This window comes from Pseudochrobactrum sp. AO18b, assembly GCF_000409565.1.
Classification (GTDB): domain Bacteria; phylum Pseudomonadota; class Alphaproteobacteria; order Rhizobiales; family Rhizobiaceae; genus Pseudochrobactrum; species Pseudochrobactrum saccharolyticum.
Genome location: NZ_ANNO01000454.1, coordinates 1 through 16,375 on the forward strand (window position 1 = coordinate 1; position 16,375 = coordinate 16,375).

A 16,375-nucleotide genomic window follows, 5' to 3' on the forward strand; every position below is an offset into this window, starting at 1 on the left:
AGAAATGGTATGCTGTCACCAGCACACTTTGAACAGAACCACAAACTGAAGACGAAGAGTGTCTAATAAACTCGGGGCTATTCAAAGCCTATAAGCGTCCGGTAAGCGAGATCGTGACGCAGAAGCACGCCAAGACGCTGTATCTCCTGAGTAGCACCACGCTTTGACGGCGATACTTCTTCAGCGTATCGCTTCATTAATTCGCCGAGCGTAGTGCTTTCGAGAATGCGTGTGTCTGGAGCAGCGCCGAACTTATCGACCTGACTTTCTAGCTCGCGCGCCCACTTCTCGGCTTCGGTCTTGCTATTGAACGATTTGCAGCGTGGCTTCATGCCTCGTCTGCGAACTTGTGCTTGCCAGCGTCCTCTGAGTTTCCGGATGGTTGCCATTACGTAATCTCCAACTGGTATTGAAGATTATGCGTAGGATGCCCCGGAGGGTGAGCCAAGGATTATCCCGGCACTCTGTGATAGTGACGGCTATTTCACCGTTGCGGCAATGGCATCAACTGCCCGTAGAGATAGTGCTGCAATGGTGAGGGTTGGATTTGCCGTAGCCGAAGTTGGGAATGTTCCGGAGCCTAATAGAAACAAATTACGATGGTTAAAACTGCGTAGATCACAGTCAACAACTGCGTTTGAAGCATCCGTTCCCATGCGCACTGTCCCAATGATATGACCTGCCCCCTTGATGTCCTTGGCATGATTTACGTTGGTCGCTCCCAATGCGGCGAACACTTCATTATGTGCTTCTTCAGCAGCGTCTAACCCAGCACGAGTATAATCGGAGTAATCGTAATGAATGCGGGGCAAAGGCATGCCATTGGCATCGCGCTTGTTCGGATCGAGGGTGACGCGGTTGGTGGCTTCCGGTGATTGCTCGACCAGCGAAGTAAGGCGAATATGCCGCGAAGTTGTCTTCTTGATTGCTGCGTCCAGTTCGGCTCCGCGCAAACCTTGTTTCACCAGATCGGTTGCGGTGGACAATGGTGCACCGGTTGGCCAATTGTGACCATCATTGCCAATCTCTATGCGGAAAGCCGCGCGAATTTTGCGAAAATCGCCATCACGAAGGTTCTCAATCCCCGAAGTCGAAAGCGGTCCGCGGTAAGGCCAGACCGGCTCAGGTGTCTCGGCCCAGCTCAATTTGCTGGGGTGGTCCATCAGATTACGGCCAACCTGATCGGAGCTGTTGGCAATGCCGTTCGCGGCACCTTCCTGCGCTGAGTTCAACAACAAGCGCGGTGTTTCGATCGCATGGGCGGCGACCACCACCACTTTGCCTTTCACCGTGCCGGTGCTGCCATCGGCGCGGCGGAAGTCGACGGAAGCAATCTGACCGTCGGCCCCGAGATTCAATCGCGTTGCGGTGGTTTGATCATATATCACAGCGCCTGCCGCCTCGGCTTGATCTAGATGGACTGTTGCGTCGTATTTTGCTTGAATCGGACAGACCGGAATGCATGAGCCATTACCACAGCATTCTGGACGGTCGTCCCTTGTCACCGAATTGCGTCCTTGCGGGGTGGGGCGGACGTGATACTGCGACTCTTCCAAAGCTTTAGCAAATTGCTTGTCAAGATAGGTTTGCGGGATCATCGGCATCGGAAAAGCGCCTGATCTTGGTGATCCAAGATCATCATCGCTATCACCAGAAACGCCGATTTCTTGCTCGGCGGCCAGATAAAATGGCTCGAGCGACGCATAATCGAGCGGCCAATCTACCGCATGGCCATAAAGAGTGTTGAGCTTAAAATCAGCTGGCACATTGCGTAAGGTAGTGCCCAGCCAATGCCAAGTCGTGCCACCAACCACTTTGATATAGGTTGATTTGAAATCTTCTGGCCCTATCTGCTGATAATAATCACCGATCCTGTGAGTTAGCGGATGCGGGGCTGTCAGGTCGTTTGGATAGGCGGATTCCGGAACCTTGATGGTGGCATTCCAGAAAGTTTGCACTGCATCTGAGCGATCAATTCGCTTGCCGCTTTCCAGAAAGGCAACCTTGAGACCTTTTTGTGCTAGTTTCGCTCCGGCAAGAGCACCGGCAATACCAGTGCCTATAATCAAAATATCAACCGAAATATCTTGTGACATTGGCAAGTTCCTTGCTTCTGAGATGCAGATTTTGGGTAAGAACAGCTGCGATCACGCTTCGGGCGGATCAGCCCAATAGCCTACAGCACCACCGCAATATCCCATCGGTTTGGTGTAATCCATCGCCTGCCAGATCAGCGCTTCCGTATAGTCTAGAACCAGCAGATCGTTGGGATCCGGTGACTCTCCAGTATACCAGGCGGTCACGAGTGAATTGGTCAGATCTGGATCCTTTTTTCCTGCGGCCAAAGCGGCAAGAGCATTTTCTTTGCCAAGCCCTGAATAGGCTTTCAGCATCGCTGTTGCGATGTCTTTGGGCAGGTCTGTTGATCCTACCTGTTTTTCTGATAGCGCAATGAAAGCTTCCACATCAAAGCTTGGCGATAAAGCCCATGCTGTCAATGGAGCTAGTGAGAGAACTGAAACTGCTGACGTGGCTAATAAAAAACTTCGCCGGGTGAGGGGGGCTGTTTGTGTAAGCTTGGTTCGAGGCATAGTGCTGATCCTTGCCAGTAAATTGAACTTTAAGCTTATCCTTACATTATTGGTATCGCAATAATGCTATCTATCTTATTCACTTAGCCTTTTTTCAGTCTATTGGTTGGCGATACTTCGGTTTTGTATCGCTCCAGGAGTTCGCTGAGCGTGGTTGTTTCAAGGATGCGTGTATCGGGTGCTGCGCCAAACTTGTCGACCTGACTCTCTAGTTCACGCGCCCATTTCTCAGCGTCTGTTTTGGTATCGAAAAATTTGCAGCGCGGTTTCATGCCACGTCTGTGAACCTCCACTCGTGGAGCTCGGATAAACAGACCGATGTCTGAGGCGATCTTGTTTGACGGCCATTGGGCGATCATTCTCGGGATCCTGATACAGATGCCCCCAATTCGAAACTGTATAAAGGAATCAATCTTGCATGTTTTTGTCAATTTCCTGGCAGCTTGAGCGAACCTTCGCGCTGATTTTGGATTGACCTTCCCAGAAAGAAGATGTCTCCTTTGAATATATAAACGGCTTTTATAATGCTGAAGATATTCTACGCTTGGTTGGCAAGCATCTGTGGTGTTCAAGAAAAAAGTCGCATAACATGAGCATTTAACTGGAACACAACAAGTGCAAGTCCATTCCAGAAGAGGGCATTCGCGCATGATGATTAACCTCGATAACATGCCAATGTTTGTCTTACTCGCTTTTCAAATAGCGGCGCTCTCGATATTACCGCTATATTTCACGACACTTCCCGCGCCGATACGACAGATCCATTTTTATGTTTATCTGGCGATGACCCTGCTCATCGGCGGTTTCATGGGGAGTGTTTACTCCGTAAAGGTCATCGAGGGCGTGCTCGTTTCAGGAGGCAGCCTGTGTTACGGGGCCTTCATGATGACTGCTGTGATGTTTGTTTGGGTCGAGCGAAACGCTTTCATCCTAAGGCATCTTGTAAGGCTCGTGATCCTCGTCAATATCTTTAAGATCACACTATCATTCTTAACTCGCTCCATCCTGGAACAAGAGGACGTCATTAATGCACATAGCGTTCCGTCAGGAATGTTCTCTTCCTCAATTTATGTAATAATCGTTGGCGGGACGCTAATTATTGTTGAGCTTTTTTTGTTATTTCTTTTTTTTGAATTTATAAAAACTAAAGTCAAACACCGGTTAGCAACTCTTGGGTTTTATATTCTTGCGTTTGTTTTTGTCTTAGTTCTTGATGGTGTAATCTTTTTGTTTCTTGCCTTCGGTTTCGGTGCCGAAATCGTGCCTATTATTTTTGGCGGCATTCCTGGCAAGGTTTTCATGGCGGTCGCGTTCAGTATCCCGCTCGGTCTATTCATGCTCTGGCAACGGCAGGCATTCGCAGATTATCTCCAGAGCGACACATTCCACTGGCGTCTTTTGACCTCCAGCAGTGCCGATCTTATCAAGGAGATGGCGGCCAAAGACCGAGATGCGCAGCGTGGCGATATTGTTTTTACAAACTCCACGGAAGGCCTTGCCATCGTCGATAACTCCGGCATGGTGCTTAAGGCAAATGCGGCGTTCGAGAACATGCTTGGTATTGAATCACAGACTGCGGAAGCCGCTGATTTGAAGAATATGTTCTGGTGCGCGAGCGGTTCCCCAGTTTGGCCACAAAATACTAGAGATCGCTGGCGACAGGAGGTGGTCTTTGGGCAAGAAAAGCAACATACTGGAATTCTGTCGATTACGCCGGTTGATGCCGATGCACTAAACAGCGGGGTTTATGTCTATTCCTTGGTCGACATTACCGAGCAGAAGGATACGCGGGACAAGTTGGAGTATCTTGTTTCGCATGACCAATTAACGGGACTTCCTAATCGCTATTCCCTCAACCAGCAGTTACGGAATCGTATGCGGAGGCCCTATGTGCTCATTATCATTGATCTCGACCGCTTCAGAGATATCAACGACAGCTATGGTCACGAAGCTGGTGATACTGTTCTTCAAGTCATTGCAGAGCGGCTTTGCGCTTTCAGCAAGGCGAAGCTTGGACCGAACGACGCCTTGTTCAATTTAAGTGTTGACGCTTTTGCACTAATCGTCCACTCAAAAGATCGAAATTCTGTCGATCCCATCTTGAGATGCATTCAGGACTCTATTGAGCAAACTATTCGGATCGATGAAAATCTGGAATTGTTTATCACCGCCACAATCGGACTGAGTTACCAGTGCGGCAATGGAGGCAGTAATGCCTTCTGGGAAGCGAATGCAGCCGTTTACGCTGCAAAGCGAAGAAGAAGAGGTTCTATAGGTATCTATGAGGAAGGTCTGATAACTGAGAGGCAGCGAAATATGGAGCTTGGCCTCAAGCTGAAAAATGCACTCGCGAACAACGAATTGGAAATTCACTATCAGCCGCAATTCGACACCGTTAACCACCGGATGCGTGGTGTTGAAGCTCTGGTTCGTTGGACTGATTTGAATTTTGGCGTTGTGTCACCGGACGAATTCATTCCCGTGGCCGAAGCAACTGGCCTCATCGAGACGCTCGGGGAATATGTCCTTGAACGGGCCTGCCGGGACGGAAGACAATGGCTGGAAGAAGGGTATACACCTATCATCATATCGGTGAATGTATCGGCAAGCCAACTCAAATTCGGGCGCTTTGCATCCGTCCTAACCAAAATTCTGGAAAGAACCGATTTCCCCGCCCAACAACTTGAGATCGAGATAACGGAATCGTCCTACATTGAACAAGAGAAGGAAGTGACGCCTTTTCTGCTTGACTTGAAAGGTATGGGCGTCAGTATAGCGATTGACGATTTCGGCACTGGTTATTCCTCTCTCTCTTATCTGCGCGATATTCCGAGCGACTACATCAAGATTGACCGCAGTTTTATCGTCGGCGTCCCGTATGATACAAAGCAATGCAACCTGGTATCAGCGATTATCAAACTCGCAAAGGCTATGTTCTTTAAAGTGGTGGTCGAAGGGGTCGAGACCAAGGAGCAATTAGATTTCGTAACAGCCCATGGTTGCGACCTCGTTCAGGGCTATTATTTTTCGCCAGCGCTTCCGAAGGCGGAATTGGAGGTGTTATTAGAGCGTAGCCAATATCCGAGTCACCCGACTAGAAAGTGATTACGTTTGGATGGATTTGGACTTGCACCGGTTTGCTTCCTGTCTTTTTGAGACCATCACTGTCTTCACGGCGTGATAGCCTCTCCACTATATCAGGGCAAGAGCAATAAAGAATTTAAATCTTTTATGAAGAAAGTCCGGCAGTTTTTTCAATCAGGCGATATGTAGCCTCCGTGCCTCTCGCGTGGCCCTCGATAAGATACCAAGAAGGGGCTACGTAACAGAATACGATCTGTAAGGCGTGATTCCTGTTATGTGATTGATTTAATAGAAATAACTGGCGGAGAGGGTGGGATTCGAACCCACGATGGAGTTGCCCCCACGCCGCATTTCGAGTGCGGTACTTTCAACCACTCAGCCACCTCTCCGCTGTGTCATCATATGAAAGTTTCAGACTAAACAATCTGTTTTCATATCAAATCATGCGATTTGCTGAATGTGTGTCGCGCTCATAACGCGGACAGCGGATTTAGACAAGTCCTAATCGTTCCGAACCCACCATAATTTCGCAGATAATGTGCTTTAGGGTCTGAAAAACCTTGACGCGGCGGTGTTTTTGCCACTATATGCGGCCACGTCGCAGGAGGATGAGAATCCCCTTTGACTTTTGTTGTGTGTTTATCAGACCTTAAACTGATGTTTTTGCTAAGATAAATAATCAAACTGTCACGACTGACAAGAAGACGGTCCCTGCCTTGCGGGAGAGCCGGAAACGAACGACCCGAAAGGAAAACAAATGTTCGCAGTCATTAAGACAGGTGGTAAGCAGTATCGCGTTGCCGCCAATGATGTGCTTAAAGTTGAAAAAGTTGCCGGTGAAGCCGGTGATGTTGTAGAATTTGCAGAAGTTCTGATCGTTGGCGAAGGTGAAAACGCCACTGTTGGTGCTCCGCGCGTTGAAGGTGCTGTTGTAACTGCGGAAGTAGTTGAACAGGGCCGTGCGAAAAAAGTTATCGCGTTCAAGAAGCGTCGCCGTCAGAACTCCAAGCGTACACGCGGTCATCGTCAGGAACTGACGACAATCCGCATTTCGGAAATCCTCACCGGTGGCGCAAAGCCATCCGCTAAAGCAAAGGCCGCGCCGAAAAAGGCTGCGCCAAAAGCTGAAGCTGCTGAGTAATCAACGAATTAAAGGAGAATACCGATGGCACATAAGAAAGCTGGCGGTTCATCGCGTAACGGTCGCGATTCAGAGTCGAAACGCCTTGGCGTGAAAAAATTCGGTAGCGAAGCTGTTATCGCAGGCAACATCATTGTTCGCCAGCGCGGTACTCAGTGGCATCCGGGTGCAAATGTCGGCATGGGTAAAGATCATACCCTGTTCGCAAAGGCTGACGGCGTTGTGTCTTTCAAGACAAAAGCAAACGGCCGAACCTTTGTATCCGTGAACCCGATGGCTGAAGCTGCGGAGTAACCGGTGCTCCATTCATATACCGGTGTTCCTGTTGAACCCGATATATGAAGCCGCTTTACGGACAAAATATTGAAGGGGAGACGGGAAGCCGTCTCCCCTTTTATTTTTCCCGGAGGATGGCCGGCAGGCCTGAAAGCAACAATGACAAAATTGCAGAGCGGAACAGAATTAAGAAGTGAAAGCAGACAGGCTGCACTGGCGACGGATGATGACCTCAGAGGTGCGGGGCTGACAGGAGCCTATGGTGCGAAAGTGACTTTGCGGGATTCCCCCGTACAGCTCACAGAGCGTCTTGTGCTGCGCCCGCCGCATGAAGAAGATATTGATGCGATCGCTGCATTGGCAAACAATATTAATGTGGCGCGTATGCTGGCGCGGTTGCCTTATCCATATTCGCGCGAACATGCGGTTGATTTTATCAAGCTTGCAGCGTCCGGTGCGATCGGGCAATTTGTTTATGCGATTACACTTGCCGATACGGGCGAGTTTATTGGCGGCCTTACATTGCACGATCATAAATATGGCCCCGGTTATGAGATCGGCTATTGGCTGGGTGAGCCTTACTGGGGCAAAGGCTATGCCACAGAAGCTGCAACGGCTTTGATCGATTTGTCGTTCCGTGAATTGTCGCTGGAGCAGATTTATATCAGTGCGCAAAGCCGCAATGAAGGCTCAAAGCGTGTGATTGAGAAATGCGGTTTCAGACATACCGGCTCTGCCATTGGTCACTCTGTTGTTGACGGAGATGTGCCGGTTGAGTGCTATATCATGACCCGTCAGCAATGGCTGGAATTGCGTGGTGCAGGGCAATAATGCTCTGCACTGCGACATAAGGATAAAAGCCGCTGCTCACTTTGTGTGCGTCTGCACTGAAACTATAGTTTGCAACTGCAGCGGGCGGCGGTTTTCAAGTCCGGTTTTTTGCTGTATTGGCTCAGTTTAAATATCTCAGTTAAAATTGCGGTCGCATATATCTGCAATTTATTACCTCTTAATATCGGACTATCCGACAGCCGGCCTGTGCCGGAAAAGGCAAGCACATGAAGTTCCTCGACCAGACAAAAATTTATATCCGCTCCGGAAATGGCGGTGCTGGCGCGGTTTCGTTCCGTCGCGAAAAGTTTCTGGAATTCGGTGGTCCTGACGGCGGCGACGGTGGTCGCGGCGGTGATGTCTGGGCTGTGGTCGTGGATGGTCTGAATACACTGATCGATTATCGTTATCAGCAGCATTTCCGGGCGAAAACCGGTATGCACGGCATGGGTCGTAATATGACCGGCGGTAAAGGCGATGACGTTATTCTGAAAGTGCCGGTCGGCACGCAGATTTTTGAAGAAGACAATGAAACGCTGATCTGCGATCTGACCACAGTCGGACAGCGCTACCGTCTTGCCAAAGGCGGTAATGGTGGTTTCGGTAACCTGCATTTCAAAACCTCGACCAATCAGGCGCCGCGTCGTGCCAATCCGGGTCTGGAAGGTATTGAGCGCACCTTGTGGCTGCGCCTGAAGCTGATTGCGGATGCCGGTCTCGTTGGTCTGCCAAATGCCGGTAAATCGACTTTTCTTGCCAGTGTGACTGCTGCCAAGCCGAAGATCGCTGACTATCCTTTCACTACGCTGCATCCGAATCTTGGTGTTGCCCGTGTGGATGCGCGTGAATTTGTGATCGCGGATATTCCGGGTCTGATCGAAGGTGCGAGCGAAGGCATTGGTCTTGGTGACCGTTTCCTCGGTCATGTGGAGCGCACCCGTGTGCTGCTGCATCTGGTTTCGGCACAGGAAGAAGATGTGGCGAAGGCCTATAAGGTTATTCGCGGCGAGCTGGAAGCTTATGGTCATGGTCTGACCGATAAGATTGAGATTGTCGCATTGTCACAGGCAGATACGCTTGATCCCGATGCGCGCAAAGACAAAATGAAGGCGTTGAAAAAAGCGTGTGGTCGTGAACCGTTGTTGCTGTCGGCTGTGAGCCGTGAAGGTATTGAGACAACGCTACGCAAACTGGCACGTATTATTGATCAGAGCCGTGCGGAAGAGGCGGATCAGGAAGCTGCGAAAGCGGACGCTAAAGCCAAGTCGGATTATAAAGGTAAGTGAGCAGATCATGACGATCGGGGCGCTGAAGAATTATCGTCGTATTGTTATCAAAATCGGCTCGGCGCTTCTGGTTGATCGTGCTCAGGGGCTGAAGCAGAACTGGCTGACAAGTCTTGCTGCCGATATTGCGGCTTTGCAGGCGCAAGGCATTGAAGTGCTGGTGGTGTCATCCGGTGCGGTTGCATTGGGGCGCACGGTTCTGGGACTACCGTCAGGTACGTTGAAACTTGAAGAAAGTCAGGCATCAGCAGCAGCAGGGCAGATTGCATTGGCGAAAGCCTATGCTGATGTGCTGGGTGCCCATCAGATCATGGCAGGGCAGGTGCTGCTCACATTGTCTGATACGGAAGAGCGCCGCCGCTATCTTAATGCCCGCGCAACGATTGAAACGCTGCTGAAACTCAAGGCCGTGCCGGTTATCAATGAGAATGATACGGTAGCGACCAATGAAATCCGTTATGGCGATAATGATCGCTTAGCTGCCCGTGTTGCTACCATGATCGGTGCGGATCTGCTCATTCTGCTGTCTGATATTGACGGCCTTTATACCGCGCCGCCGCATAAAGATCCGAATGCGCAGTTTCTGCCGGTAGTGGAAGCAATCACGCCGGATATTGAAGCTATGGCTGGTGCCGCCGCATCTGAATTGTCGCGTGGTGGTATGAAGACCAAGCTGGATGCCGGTAAGATTGCCAATGCGGCCGGAACTGCGATGATTATCACCTCCGGTGCGCGGATGAACCCGCTGGCGGCAATTGATCGTGGTGACCGGTCAACCCTGTTCAAAGCCTCCGATGCGCCGGTTAATGCATGGAAAGTCTGGATTTCCGGTCATCTCGATGCAGCAGGGCAATTGGTGATTGATGATGGTGCTTTGAAGGCACTGAAGTCCGGTAAGTCTCTTTTGCCCGCCGGTGTGCGGGAAGTACGCGGTGATTTCCAGCGCGGCGATACGGTTTCCATTCTCAACTTGGAAGGCCGTGAGGTTGCCCGTGGTCTGGCTGGTTATGATGCTGTCGATGCCGTGAAGATCGCCGGTCATAAGAGCGGTGAGATTGAGGAAATTCTCGGCTATTTCGCGCGTTCTTCGATGGTGCATCGAAATGATCTGGTGATCCGTGGCAGCCGTGCGCAAGGTGCTGTGAGTGCTGAGGGGGAAATGTGCGATGCAGGATAAGCAGGACACTCTGGCAGTTGCTGAACTGATGGCAGAGCTTGGCCGCAAAGCGCGTGCTGCGGCTGGCCCGCTGGCGATTGCCAGTGCCGAGCGCAAACATGCAGCTTTGATTGCTATGGCCGATGCCTTGCTGCGTCGCAAAGACCTGATCCTCAATGCCAATGTGCTGGATGTTGCAGCAGCGGAAGCTGCCGACACTGCTGCGTCTTTCATTGACCGACTGAAACTGGATGAAACACGTATCCGTGCAATGGCCGATGGTATTCGCGCGATTGCAGCCCTGAGAGATCCGGTCGGTGAAGTGATGACCGAATGGGATCGCCCGAATGGTCTGCATATTGAACGCGTACGCACGCCGCTTGGCGTGATCGGCGTGATTTATGAAAGCCGTCCGAATGTGACAGCTGATGCCGGTGCGCTCTGCCTGAAAGCCGGCAATGCGGTGATCCTGCGTGGTGGTTCGGATTCCGCCCATTCATCCCGTGAAATTCATGCCGCATTGGCTGAAGGCTTGAAGGCCGCAGGTCTGCCGGAAGCTGCCATTCAGATGGTGCCGGTGACAGACCGCGCTGCAGTCGGTGAAATGCTCAAAGGTCTGAACGGTGCGATTGATGTGATTGTACCACGCGGTGGCAAAAGCCTTGTTGCCCGTGTGCAGGAAGAGGCGCGGGTGCCGGTTTTCGCGCATCTCGAAGGCCTGTGCCATGTTTATATTGATGCCAGCGCTGATCTGGAAATGGCAAAGAAGATCGTTCTCAATGCCAAAATGCGCCGCACTGGTATTTGTGGCGCAGCAGAGACTTTGCTGGTTGATCGCAAAGTGGCTGAGACGCATCTGGTGCCGGTATTGGATGAACTGGCAAAAGTAGGTTGTGTGATCCGTGGTGATGCAGAAGTATGCGCGCTATATTCTCAGGCTGAACCGGCGACTGCGGAAGACTGGTCAACGGAATATTTGGATGCGATCATTTCCGTGGCGCTGGTTGACGGAATTGATGGTGCGCTGACGCATATCAACCGCTATTCATCCCATCATACTGAATCCGTGATTGCTGAAGATGCTGCGGTGGTTGAGCGGTTCTTTAACGAGATTGATTCAGCCATTTTGCTGCACAATGCTTCAACGCAATTTGCCGATGGTGGTGAGTTTGGCATGGGCGCGGAAATCGGTATCGCGACCGGTAAAATGCATGCGCGCGGACCGGTTGGTGTGGAACAGCTCACTTCGTTTAAATACCGCGTGCGCGGTAACGGACAGACACGGGTTTAAACACACGCATGTCCAAACCAGTGAAAGATCAATCAGGCAAGACCGCAGTGCCGCAAGCGTTTCAGGATGTTGCTGAAGACTATCTGCACATGCCTGTTGCACCGGCTGGCGCTAAAATCGGTCTGTTCGGCGGTTCTTTCAATCCGCCTCATGCAGGCCATGTTCTGGTGGCAGAATTGGCACTGGAACGGCTGGGGCTGGATCAGGTCTGGTGGGTGGTGACACCCGGCAATCCGCTGAAAGATGTGAGTGAACTGGCGCCGCTGTCCAGGCGCATTGCGCTGAGTGAAGAGCTTATCACTGATAAGCGTATTCATGTGACGGCATTTGAAGCCAGTTATCAGGTGCGCTATACGGCAGATACGCTGGCGCTGGTGCGCAAACACAATCCGGATAAGCATCTGGTCTGGATTATGGGCGCGGATAATCTGATGAATTTCCATCACTGGCAGGAATGGGATGAGATTGCCCGTACCTATCCGATTGCTGTCATCAACCGGCCGGGTTCGAATATGGCGGCGGAAGATTCCGTGATGGCGCAGCAATTTGAGGCGGCACGCCTGCCTGAAACAGAGGCTGCAAAACTTGCAACACAGACGGCTCCGGCGTGGGTTTTTATCCACGGGCCGCAGTCTGATCTTTCATCCACGCAATTGCGCCGGCAAGAGATGAGAGAATAAGACGCAAAATCAGCAGGTTATTTTTCCTGTCAAATTTCCATGAGCCTGTGTCTTGAAACAGACACAGGACTCTGCCACTTTTATAGTTACACGGGGAGTAGTTGCCGTGTGGCGTTGTTCTTTACGGAAAGGTACTCATTGAGAACAGCAATTGAAAAGAAGGGTGTTACCACGCCTTCACCAGCTGAGGTCAGCGGCGAAGCCACTGTGTCTCATGCTTTAGAGGTTCTGCTTGCAAGCCTTGATGACTCCAAGGCAGAAGATATCATTTCCATTGATCTGCGCGGTAAATCCGCTTTGGGCGATTATATGGTGATCGCTTCCGGTCGCTCCCAGCGCCATGTCGGTGCTGTGGCCGATCATATGCTGCGTGCGCTGAAAGAAATCGGTGTGCGTGATGTTCAGATCGAAGGTCTTGAAGCAGCAGACTGGGTTCTGGTCGATACGGGTGATATCATCATCCACATTTTCCATCCGGAAGTCCGTGAGTTCTATAATATCGAAAAAATCTGGCTCACACCGGAAGCGGATGAATTTAATCCGCGTAAAAAGTCAGTGCATTAATTTGCACGATGATTTGTAAGATCAGGCATGCCGGATTGTGACGGCATGCTGCTCAAACTGCCTGACATGCTATGGCAGGCAGAGGTTTTTTGATTATGCGTGTTACAGTTTTTGCGGTTGGAAAAATGAAAGCCGGTCCCGAGCGGGAACTGGTCGAGCGTTATTTTGACCGTTTTGCCAAGTCCGGAACGGCCTTGGGATTTGAGTTTACCGGCGTCAGTGAGATTACCGAAAGCAGGAGCGGCAATGCGGATCAGCGTAAGGCCGATGAAGCTGCACGTGTTTATGAAGCTCTGGATAATGGCGCAGCTCTGATCCTGCTGGATGAGCGCGGCAAAGAACTTGGTTCTGAAGCCTTTGCCGAGCAAATGGGAAAAATCCGTGACGGCGGCAAGAGGCAGCTGATTTTAGCGATCGGCGGGCCCGACGGTCATGATCCGCAATTGCGGGCGCGGGCAGATCTGGTGCTGGCGATGGGCAAGATGACTTGGCCGCATCAGCTGGCACGTATTCTGATTGCCGAGCAATTATACCGTGCGGTGACTATTCTTTCCGGACATCCGTATCATCGGGTGTAATTTGAGCGTATCCCGAAAAATGTGAAGCGGTTTCTGGATAAGATACGCGTAATCACAAATAAATAGAGCATTTACAGACGGATTTTGACACGGATAATCTTTGTTATAGATTCACCGCTATAACTGAGTGATCGCAACGGATCAGTATTCGAATTTTGATGAATAACAGCAGCATTTCCTTCCGGCTTTTTAAGATGAGCCGCATTTGTGCCGGACAGGCCAGATGCGTGTTTTCTGCCGGTTTGTTGCTGCTGTTGCCGGTTCCGGCTCTTGCGCAGGAGGCAGCACCATCCGCTCCTCCGCCGGTGCCGCTGGAAGAACAGCATCAAAAAGTCTCGGGCAGTCTGGATGCTATCAACAGCGAGATTGCGCTTTCCAAAGAAAAACTGCAGCAGCTGGAAACAAGCGTTTCAGAACTGAAAAAAGATCAGGCAACAATTACTGCCGCATTGATCCAGTCTGCCAAGACAGACAAGAAACTCTCGGAAGATATTGAGGCCGCGGGGCAGAAACTGACTGCGCTCAGCGAGCAGGAAGACGGTATCCGGCTATCCTTGCGTTCCCGCCGTAAAGTTCTGGCGGAAGTACTGGCAGCTTTGCAGCGTATGGGACTGAACCCGCCGCCTGCTATTCTGGTGCGCCCTGATGATGCGCTGTCTTCTGTGCGTTCTGCCGTGCTGCTCGGTGCGGTGGTGCCGGAAATGCGGGCGCAGACGCTGGAACTGATGGCTGATCTGAAAGAGATGCAGCGCTTGCAGGCTTCGATCAAAGACGAGCAGGAGCGGCTGATTGCCAGCCGCACTGCGCAACTTGAAGAGCGCCAGAAACAGGAATTACTGCTGGAAGAAAAGCAAAAGCTTTACAGCCAGTCTGAAGAAGAATTGCAGACTGAACGTGCCCATGCCGCAGAACTGGCGAAAAAAGCAACCAGCCTGAAAGATCTGATTGCCTCGTTGCAGGAGCGGATGGATAAAGTCCGCACGGCAGCCGATGCCGCACGCGATGCCGAGCAGCAGCGACTGGCCGACGGGCAGGAGCGCGCAGCACAGTCCGGCGAGAATTCGCTGGTGTCCCGTGCGAATTTTGCATCTCTGCGCGGGCAGCTTGTGCTACCGGCCAGCGGTAAGATCGTACAAAAATTTGGTCAGAAAGATGATTTTGGCCGCCCGCGTGCAGGAGAAATGCTGCAAACGCCGCAAAACGCCACGATTACGTCACCTTCTGATGGCGTTGTACTTTATGCGGGGCCCTTTCGTTCCTACGGACAACTCTTAATCCTTGATGTTGGCAGCGGATATCATATCGTGATGGCAGGATTAAGCAGAATCAATGTTGCGCAGGGCCGGTTTGTGCTGGCGGGTGAGCCGGTCGGAACCATGGGAGATAAGCTTTTAACCAGTGTTGCTTCACTGGGGAGTGGTAATTCTTCACCGATGCTTTACATAGAATTTCGAAAAGATGGGAAATCCGTCGATCCGACCCCGTGGTGGACCGACAGGCATTCCGGAAGGACACAAGATGATACGTAAACTGTCGCTTCTTTTCGCAGGTGCCTTGATGGGGGCTTCGGCGATGGTTGCTGTGCAGGGGGCTCCGGCTTCAAGTGCAAATGCTGCCAGTAATGATACCTATAAAGAACTCGCAATTTTCGGCGATATTTTTGAACGTGTGCGCCAGCAATATGTGACGCCGCCGGAAGATAAGAAGCTGATAGAAACCGCCATCAACGGTATGCTGACCTCGCTTGATCCGCATTCCTCCTATCTCAACCCTGAAGCAGCGCAGGATATGCGCGTGCAGACCAAGGGTGAGTTCGGCGGTCTTGGTATCGAAGTGACTATGGAAAATGATCTGGTTAAGGTCATTGCACCGATTGATGACACACCGGCATCGAAAGCCGGCGTTCTCGCCGGTGACCTGATCACGCAGATCAATGGCGCGGAAGTGCGCGGCTTGTCGCTGAATGATGCTGTTGACAAGATGCGCGGGCCGGTTGATGAGGCGATTGAACTGACCCTGATCCGTCAGGGTGCAGACAAGCCGATCAAACTGTCGATCAAACGCGCGATCATCAAGGTCAAAGCTGTTCGTTACCGCGTTGAGAATGATGTCGGTTATCTGCGTGTGATTTCCTTCACCGAGAAGACCTCTGACGATCTGACAAAAGCGATCAAGGATATTCAGTCACAGATTCCTGAAAACAAGCTCAAAGGCTATGTGCTCGATCTGCGTCTCAATCCGGGTGGTCTGCTCGATCAGGCTGTGTCTGTATCGGATGCGTTCCTTGACAAGGGCGAGGTTGTTTCCACCCGTGGCCGTGACCCGCAGGATGTTACCCGTTTTGATGCCCGTGCAGGCGATCTGACCAAAGGCAAACCTGTTATCGTTCTGATCAATGGCGGTTCGGCCAGTGCGTCTGAAATTGTGGCCGGTGCCTTGCAGGATCACCGTCGTGCAACGGTTCTGGGGACACAGTCTTTCGGTAAGGGTTCTGTGCAGACCATCATTCCGCTTGGTGAAAACGGTTCGCTGCGTCTGACGACAGCGCTCTATTACACACCATCGGGCAAGTCGATTCAGGGCAAGGGCATTACACCGGATATCAAGGTGGAACAGCCGCTGCCGGATGAGCTGAAAGGCCGTGATGTCACAACCAAAGGTGAGGCCGGACTGAAAGGCCATATCAAGGGTGCTGAGGAAGATGACAGTGGTTCAGGTTCTTCGGCCTATGTGCCGCTGGAGCCAAAGGACGACATTCAGCTGGGCGAGGCTCTGAAGCTGCTGCGCGGTGAAATGGCCAATGCGGCATTCCCGCCGGATCCTAAGAAAGATCTGCCAAAGCCTGATAAACAATAAGCTTGTACACTTCAGAAAAACGCGGGGCAGTCCCCGCGTTT

Annotated in this window: 15 protein-coding genes, 1 tRNA gene and 1 pseudogene; 12 read left to right on the plus strand and 5 right to left on the minus strand. The window is 51.4% G+C overall.

The window, feature by feature from the left end:
* Window positions 1–86: 86 nt before the first annotated feature.
* The 4 genes and pseudogenes from A918_RS0117075 to A918_RS22475 form a co-directional block, all read right to left on the minus strand.
* Window positions 87–389 (minus strand): annotated as a pseudogene (locus tag A918_RS0117075) (site-specific integrase); the annotation flags it as partial.
* 90 nt (window positions 390–479) lie between these two features.
* Window positions 480–2,096, minus strand: a complete 1,617-nt coding sequence (locus A918_RS0117080; RefSeq protein ID WP_022712230.1) for a GMC family oxidoreductase — start codon at window positions 2,094–2,096, stop codon at window positions 480–482.
* 51 nt (window positions 2,097–2,147) lie between these two features.
* Window positions 2,148–2,591 carry a sugar dehydrogenase complex small subunit gene (locus tag A918_RS20920; RefSeq protein ID WP_033316226.1) on the minus strand — a complete coding sequence of 148 codons (444 nt, stop codon included), beginning with the start codon at window positions 2,589–2,591 and terminating at the stop codon, window positions 2,148–2,150.
* A gap of 83 nt (window positions 2,592–2,674) precedes the next feature.
* Window positions 2,675–2,950 (minus strand): hypothetical protein, encoded by a 276-nt coding sequence (locus A918_RS22475; protein ID WP_022712232.1) that lies wholly within the window; start codon window positions 2,948–2,950, stop codon window positions 2,675–2,677.
* Between the two features lie 289 nt (window positions 2,951–3,239).
* On the opposite strand from A918_RS22475, the gene A918_RS0117095 reads away from it, so the two are divergent.
* The gene (locus A918_RS0117095) at window positions 3,240–5,696 is read left to right on the plus strand and encodes a bifunctional diguanylate cyclase/phosphodiesterase (RefSeq protein ID WP_022712233.1); all 2,457 of its coding nucleotides are present in this window, start codon (window positions 3,240–3,242) and stop codon (window positions 5,694–5,696) included.
* A gap of 278 nt (window positions 5,697–5,974) precedes the next feature.
* Here the strand turns inward: A918_RS0117095 and A918_RS0117100 are convergent.
* Window positions 5,975–6,064: transfer RNA gene (locus tag A918_RS0117100), tRNA-Ser, on the minus strand.
* 368 nt (window positions 6,065–6,432) lie between these two features.
* Between A918_RS0117100 and rplU the strand changes: the two genes are divergently transcribed.
* From rplU to A918_RS0117155, 11 genes are all read left to right on the plus strand, one after another.
* A complete protein-coding gene (gene rplU, locus A918_RS0117105; RefSeq protein WP_022712234.1) occupies window positions 6,433–6,816 on the plus strand; it encodes a 50S ribosomal protein L21 in 384 nt (127 codons plus the stop codon).
* 24 nt (window positions 6,817–6,840) lie between these two features.
* Window positions 6,841–7,110 carry a 50S ribosomal protein L27 gene (rpmA, locus tag A918_RS0117110; protein WP_022712235.1) on the plus strand — a complete coding sequence of 90 codons (270 nt, stop codon included), beginning with the start codon at window positions 6,841–6,843 and terminating at the stop codon, window positions 7,108–7,110.
* Window positions 7,111–7,251: 141 nt separating this feature from the next.
* On the plus strand, window positions 7,252–7,923 hold the full coding sequence (locus A918_RS20925) for a GNAT family N-acetyltransferase (protein WP_022712236.1): 672 nt from the start codon (window positions 7,252–7,254) through the stop codon (window positions 7,921–7,923).
* A 227-nt stretch (window positions 7,924–8,150) separates the two neighbouring features.
* Window positions 8,151–9,209: a GTPase ObgE gene (gene obgE / locus A918_RS0117120; RefSeq protein ID WP_022712237.1), complete on the plus strand. Its 1,059-nt coding sequence runs from the start codon at window positions 8,151–8,153 to the stop codon at window positions 9,207–9,209.
* A gap of 7 nt (window positions 9,210–9,216) precedes the next feature.
* Window positions 9,217–10,386 carry a glutamate 5-kinase gene (proB, locus tag A918_RS0117125; protein WP_022712238.1) on the plus strand — a complete coding sequence of 390 codons (1,170 nt, stop codon included), beginning with the start codon at window positions 9,217–9,219 and terminating at the stop codon, window positions 10,384–10,386.
* Window positions 10,376–11,656, plus strand: coding sequence for a glutamate-5-semialdehyde dehydrogenase (locus A918_RS0117130; RefSeq protein ID WP_022712239.1), 1,281 nt, complete (start codon window positions 10,376–10,378; stop codon window positions 11,654–11,656). Before proB ends, A918_RS0117130 begins: the two co-directional genes overlap by 11 nt.
* A gap of 20 nt (window positions 11,657–11,676) precedes the next feature.
* Complete coding sequence (locus tag A918_RS0117135; protein ID WP_028233939.1) at window positions 11,677–12,336, plus strand: nicotinate-nucleotide adenylyltransferase; 660 nt, start codon at window positions 11,677–11,679, stop codon at window positions 12,334–12,336.
* A gap of 138 nt (window positions 12,337–12,474) precedes the next feature.
* Window positions 12,475–12,900, plus strand: coding sequence for a ribosome silencing factor (gene rsfS, locus A918_RS0117140; RefSeq protein WP_028233940.1), 426 nt, complete (start codon window positions 12,475–12,477; stop codon window positions 12,898–12,900).
* Between the two features lie 95 nt (window positions 12,901–12,995).
* On the plus strand, window positions 12,996–13,478 hold the full coding sequence (rlmH, locus tag A918_RS0117145) for a 23S rRNA (pseudouridine(1915)-N(3))-methyltransferase RlmH (RefSeq protein ID WP_028233941.1): 483 nt from the start codon (window positions 12,996–12,998) through the stop codon (window positions 13,476–13,478).
* Window positions 13,479–13,636: 158 nt separating this feature from the next.
* Window positions 13,637–15,007: a murein hydrolase activator EnvC gene (locus A918_RS0117150; protein WP_022712242.1), complete on the plus strand. Its 1,371-nt coding sequence runs from the start codon at window positions 13,637–13,639 to the stop codon at window positions 15,005–15,007.
* On the plus strand, window positions 14,997–16,334 hold the full coding sequence (locus tag A918_RS0117155) for a S41 family peptidase (RefSeq protein WP_022712243.1): 1,338 nt from the start codon (window positions 14,997–14,999) through the stop codon (window positions 16,332–16,334). The genes A918_RS0117150 and A918_RS0117155 overlap by 11 nt, the downstream gene beginning before the upstream one ends.
* Window positions 16,335–16,375 lie beyond the last annotated feature (41 nt).

What these genes read in the sequence shown, in the direction of transcription:
- A918_RS0117080 (WP_022712230.1), bottom strand. Translation starts at nt 2,096, where the DNA reads ATGTCACAAGATATTTCGGTTGATATTTTGATTATAGGCACTGGTATT.
- A918_RS20920 (WP_033316226.1), bottom strand. Translation starts at nt 2,591, where the DNA reads ATGCCTCGAACCAAGCTTACACAAACAGCCCCCCTCACCCGGCGAAGT.
- A918_RS22475 (WP_022712232.1), bottom strand. Translation starts at nt 2,950, where the DNA reads ATGATCGCCCAATGGCCGTCAAACAAGATCGCCTCAGACATCGGTCTG.
- A918_RS0117095 (WP_022712233.1), top strand. Translation starts at nt 3,240, where the DNA reads ATGATGATTAACCTCGATAACATGCCAATGTTTGTCTTACTCGCTTTT.
- rplU (WP_022712234.1), top strand. Translation starts at nt 6,433, where the DNA reads ATGTTCGCAGTCATTAAGACAGGTGGTAAGCAGTATCGCGTTGCCGCC.
- rpmA (WP_022712235.1), top strand. Translation starts at nt 6,841, where the DNA reads ATGGCACATAAGAAAGCTGGCGGTTCATCGCGTAACGGTCGCGATTCA.
- A918_RS20925 (WP_022712236.1), top strand. Translation starts at nt 7,252, where the DNA reads ATGACAAAATTGCAGAGCGGAACAGAATTAAGAAGTGAAAGCAGACAG.
- obgE (WP_022712237.1), top strand. Translation starts at nt 8,151, where the DNA reads ATGAAGTTCCTCGACCAGACAAAAATTTATATCCGCTCCGGAAATGGC.
- proB (WP_022712238.1), top strand. Translation starts at nt 9,217, where the DNA reads ATGACGATCGGGGCGCTGAAGAATTATCGTCGTATTGTTATCAAAATC.
- A918_RS0117130 (WP_022712239.1), top strand. Translation starts at nt 10,376, where the DNA reads ATGCAGGATAAGCAGGACACTCTGGCAGTTGCTGAACTGATGGCAGAG.
- rlmH (WP_028233941.1), top strand. Translation starts at nt 12,996, where the DNA reads ATGCGTGTTACAGTTTTTGCGGTTGGAAAAATGAAAGCCGGTCCCGAG.
- A918_RS0117150 (WP_022712242.1), top strand. Translation starts at nt 13,637, where the DNA reads ATGAATAACAGCAGCATTTCCTTCCGGCTTTTTAAGATGAGCCGCATT.
- A918_RS0117155 (WP_022712243.1), top strand. Translation starts at nt 14,997, where the DNA reads ATGATACGTAAACTGTCGCTTCTTTTCGCAGGTGCCTTGATGGGGGCT.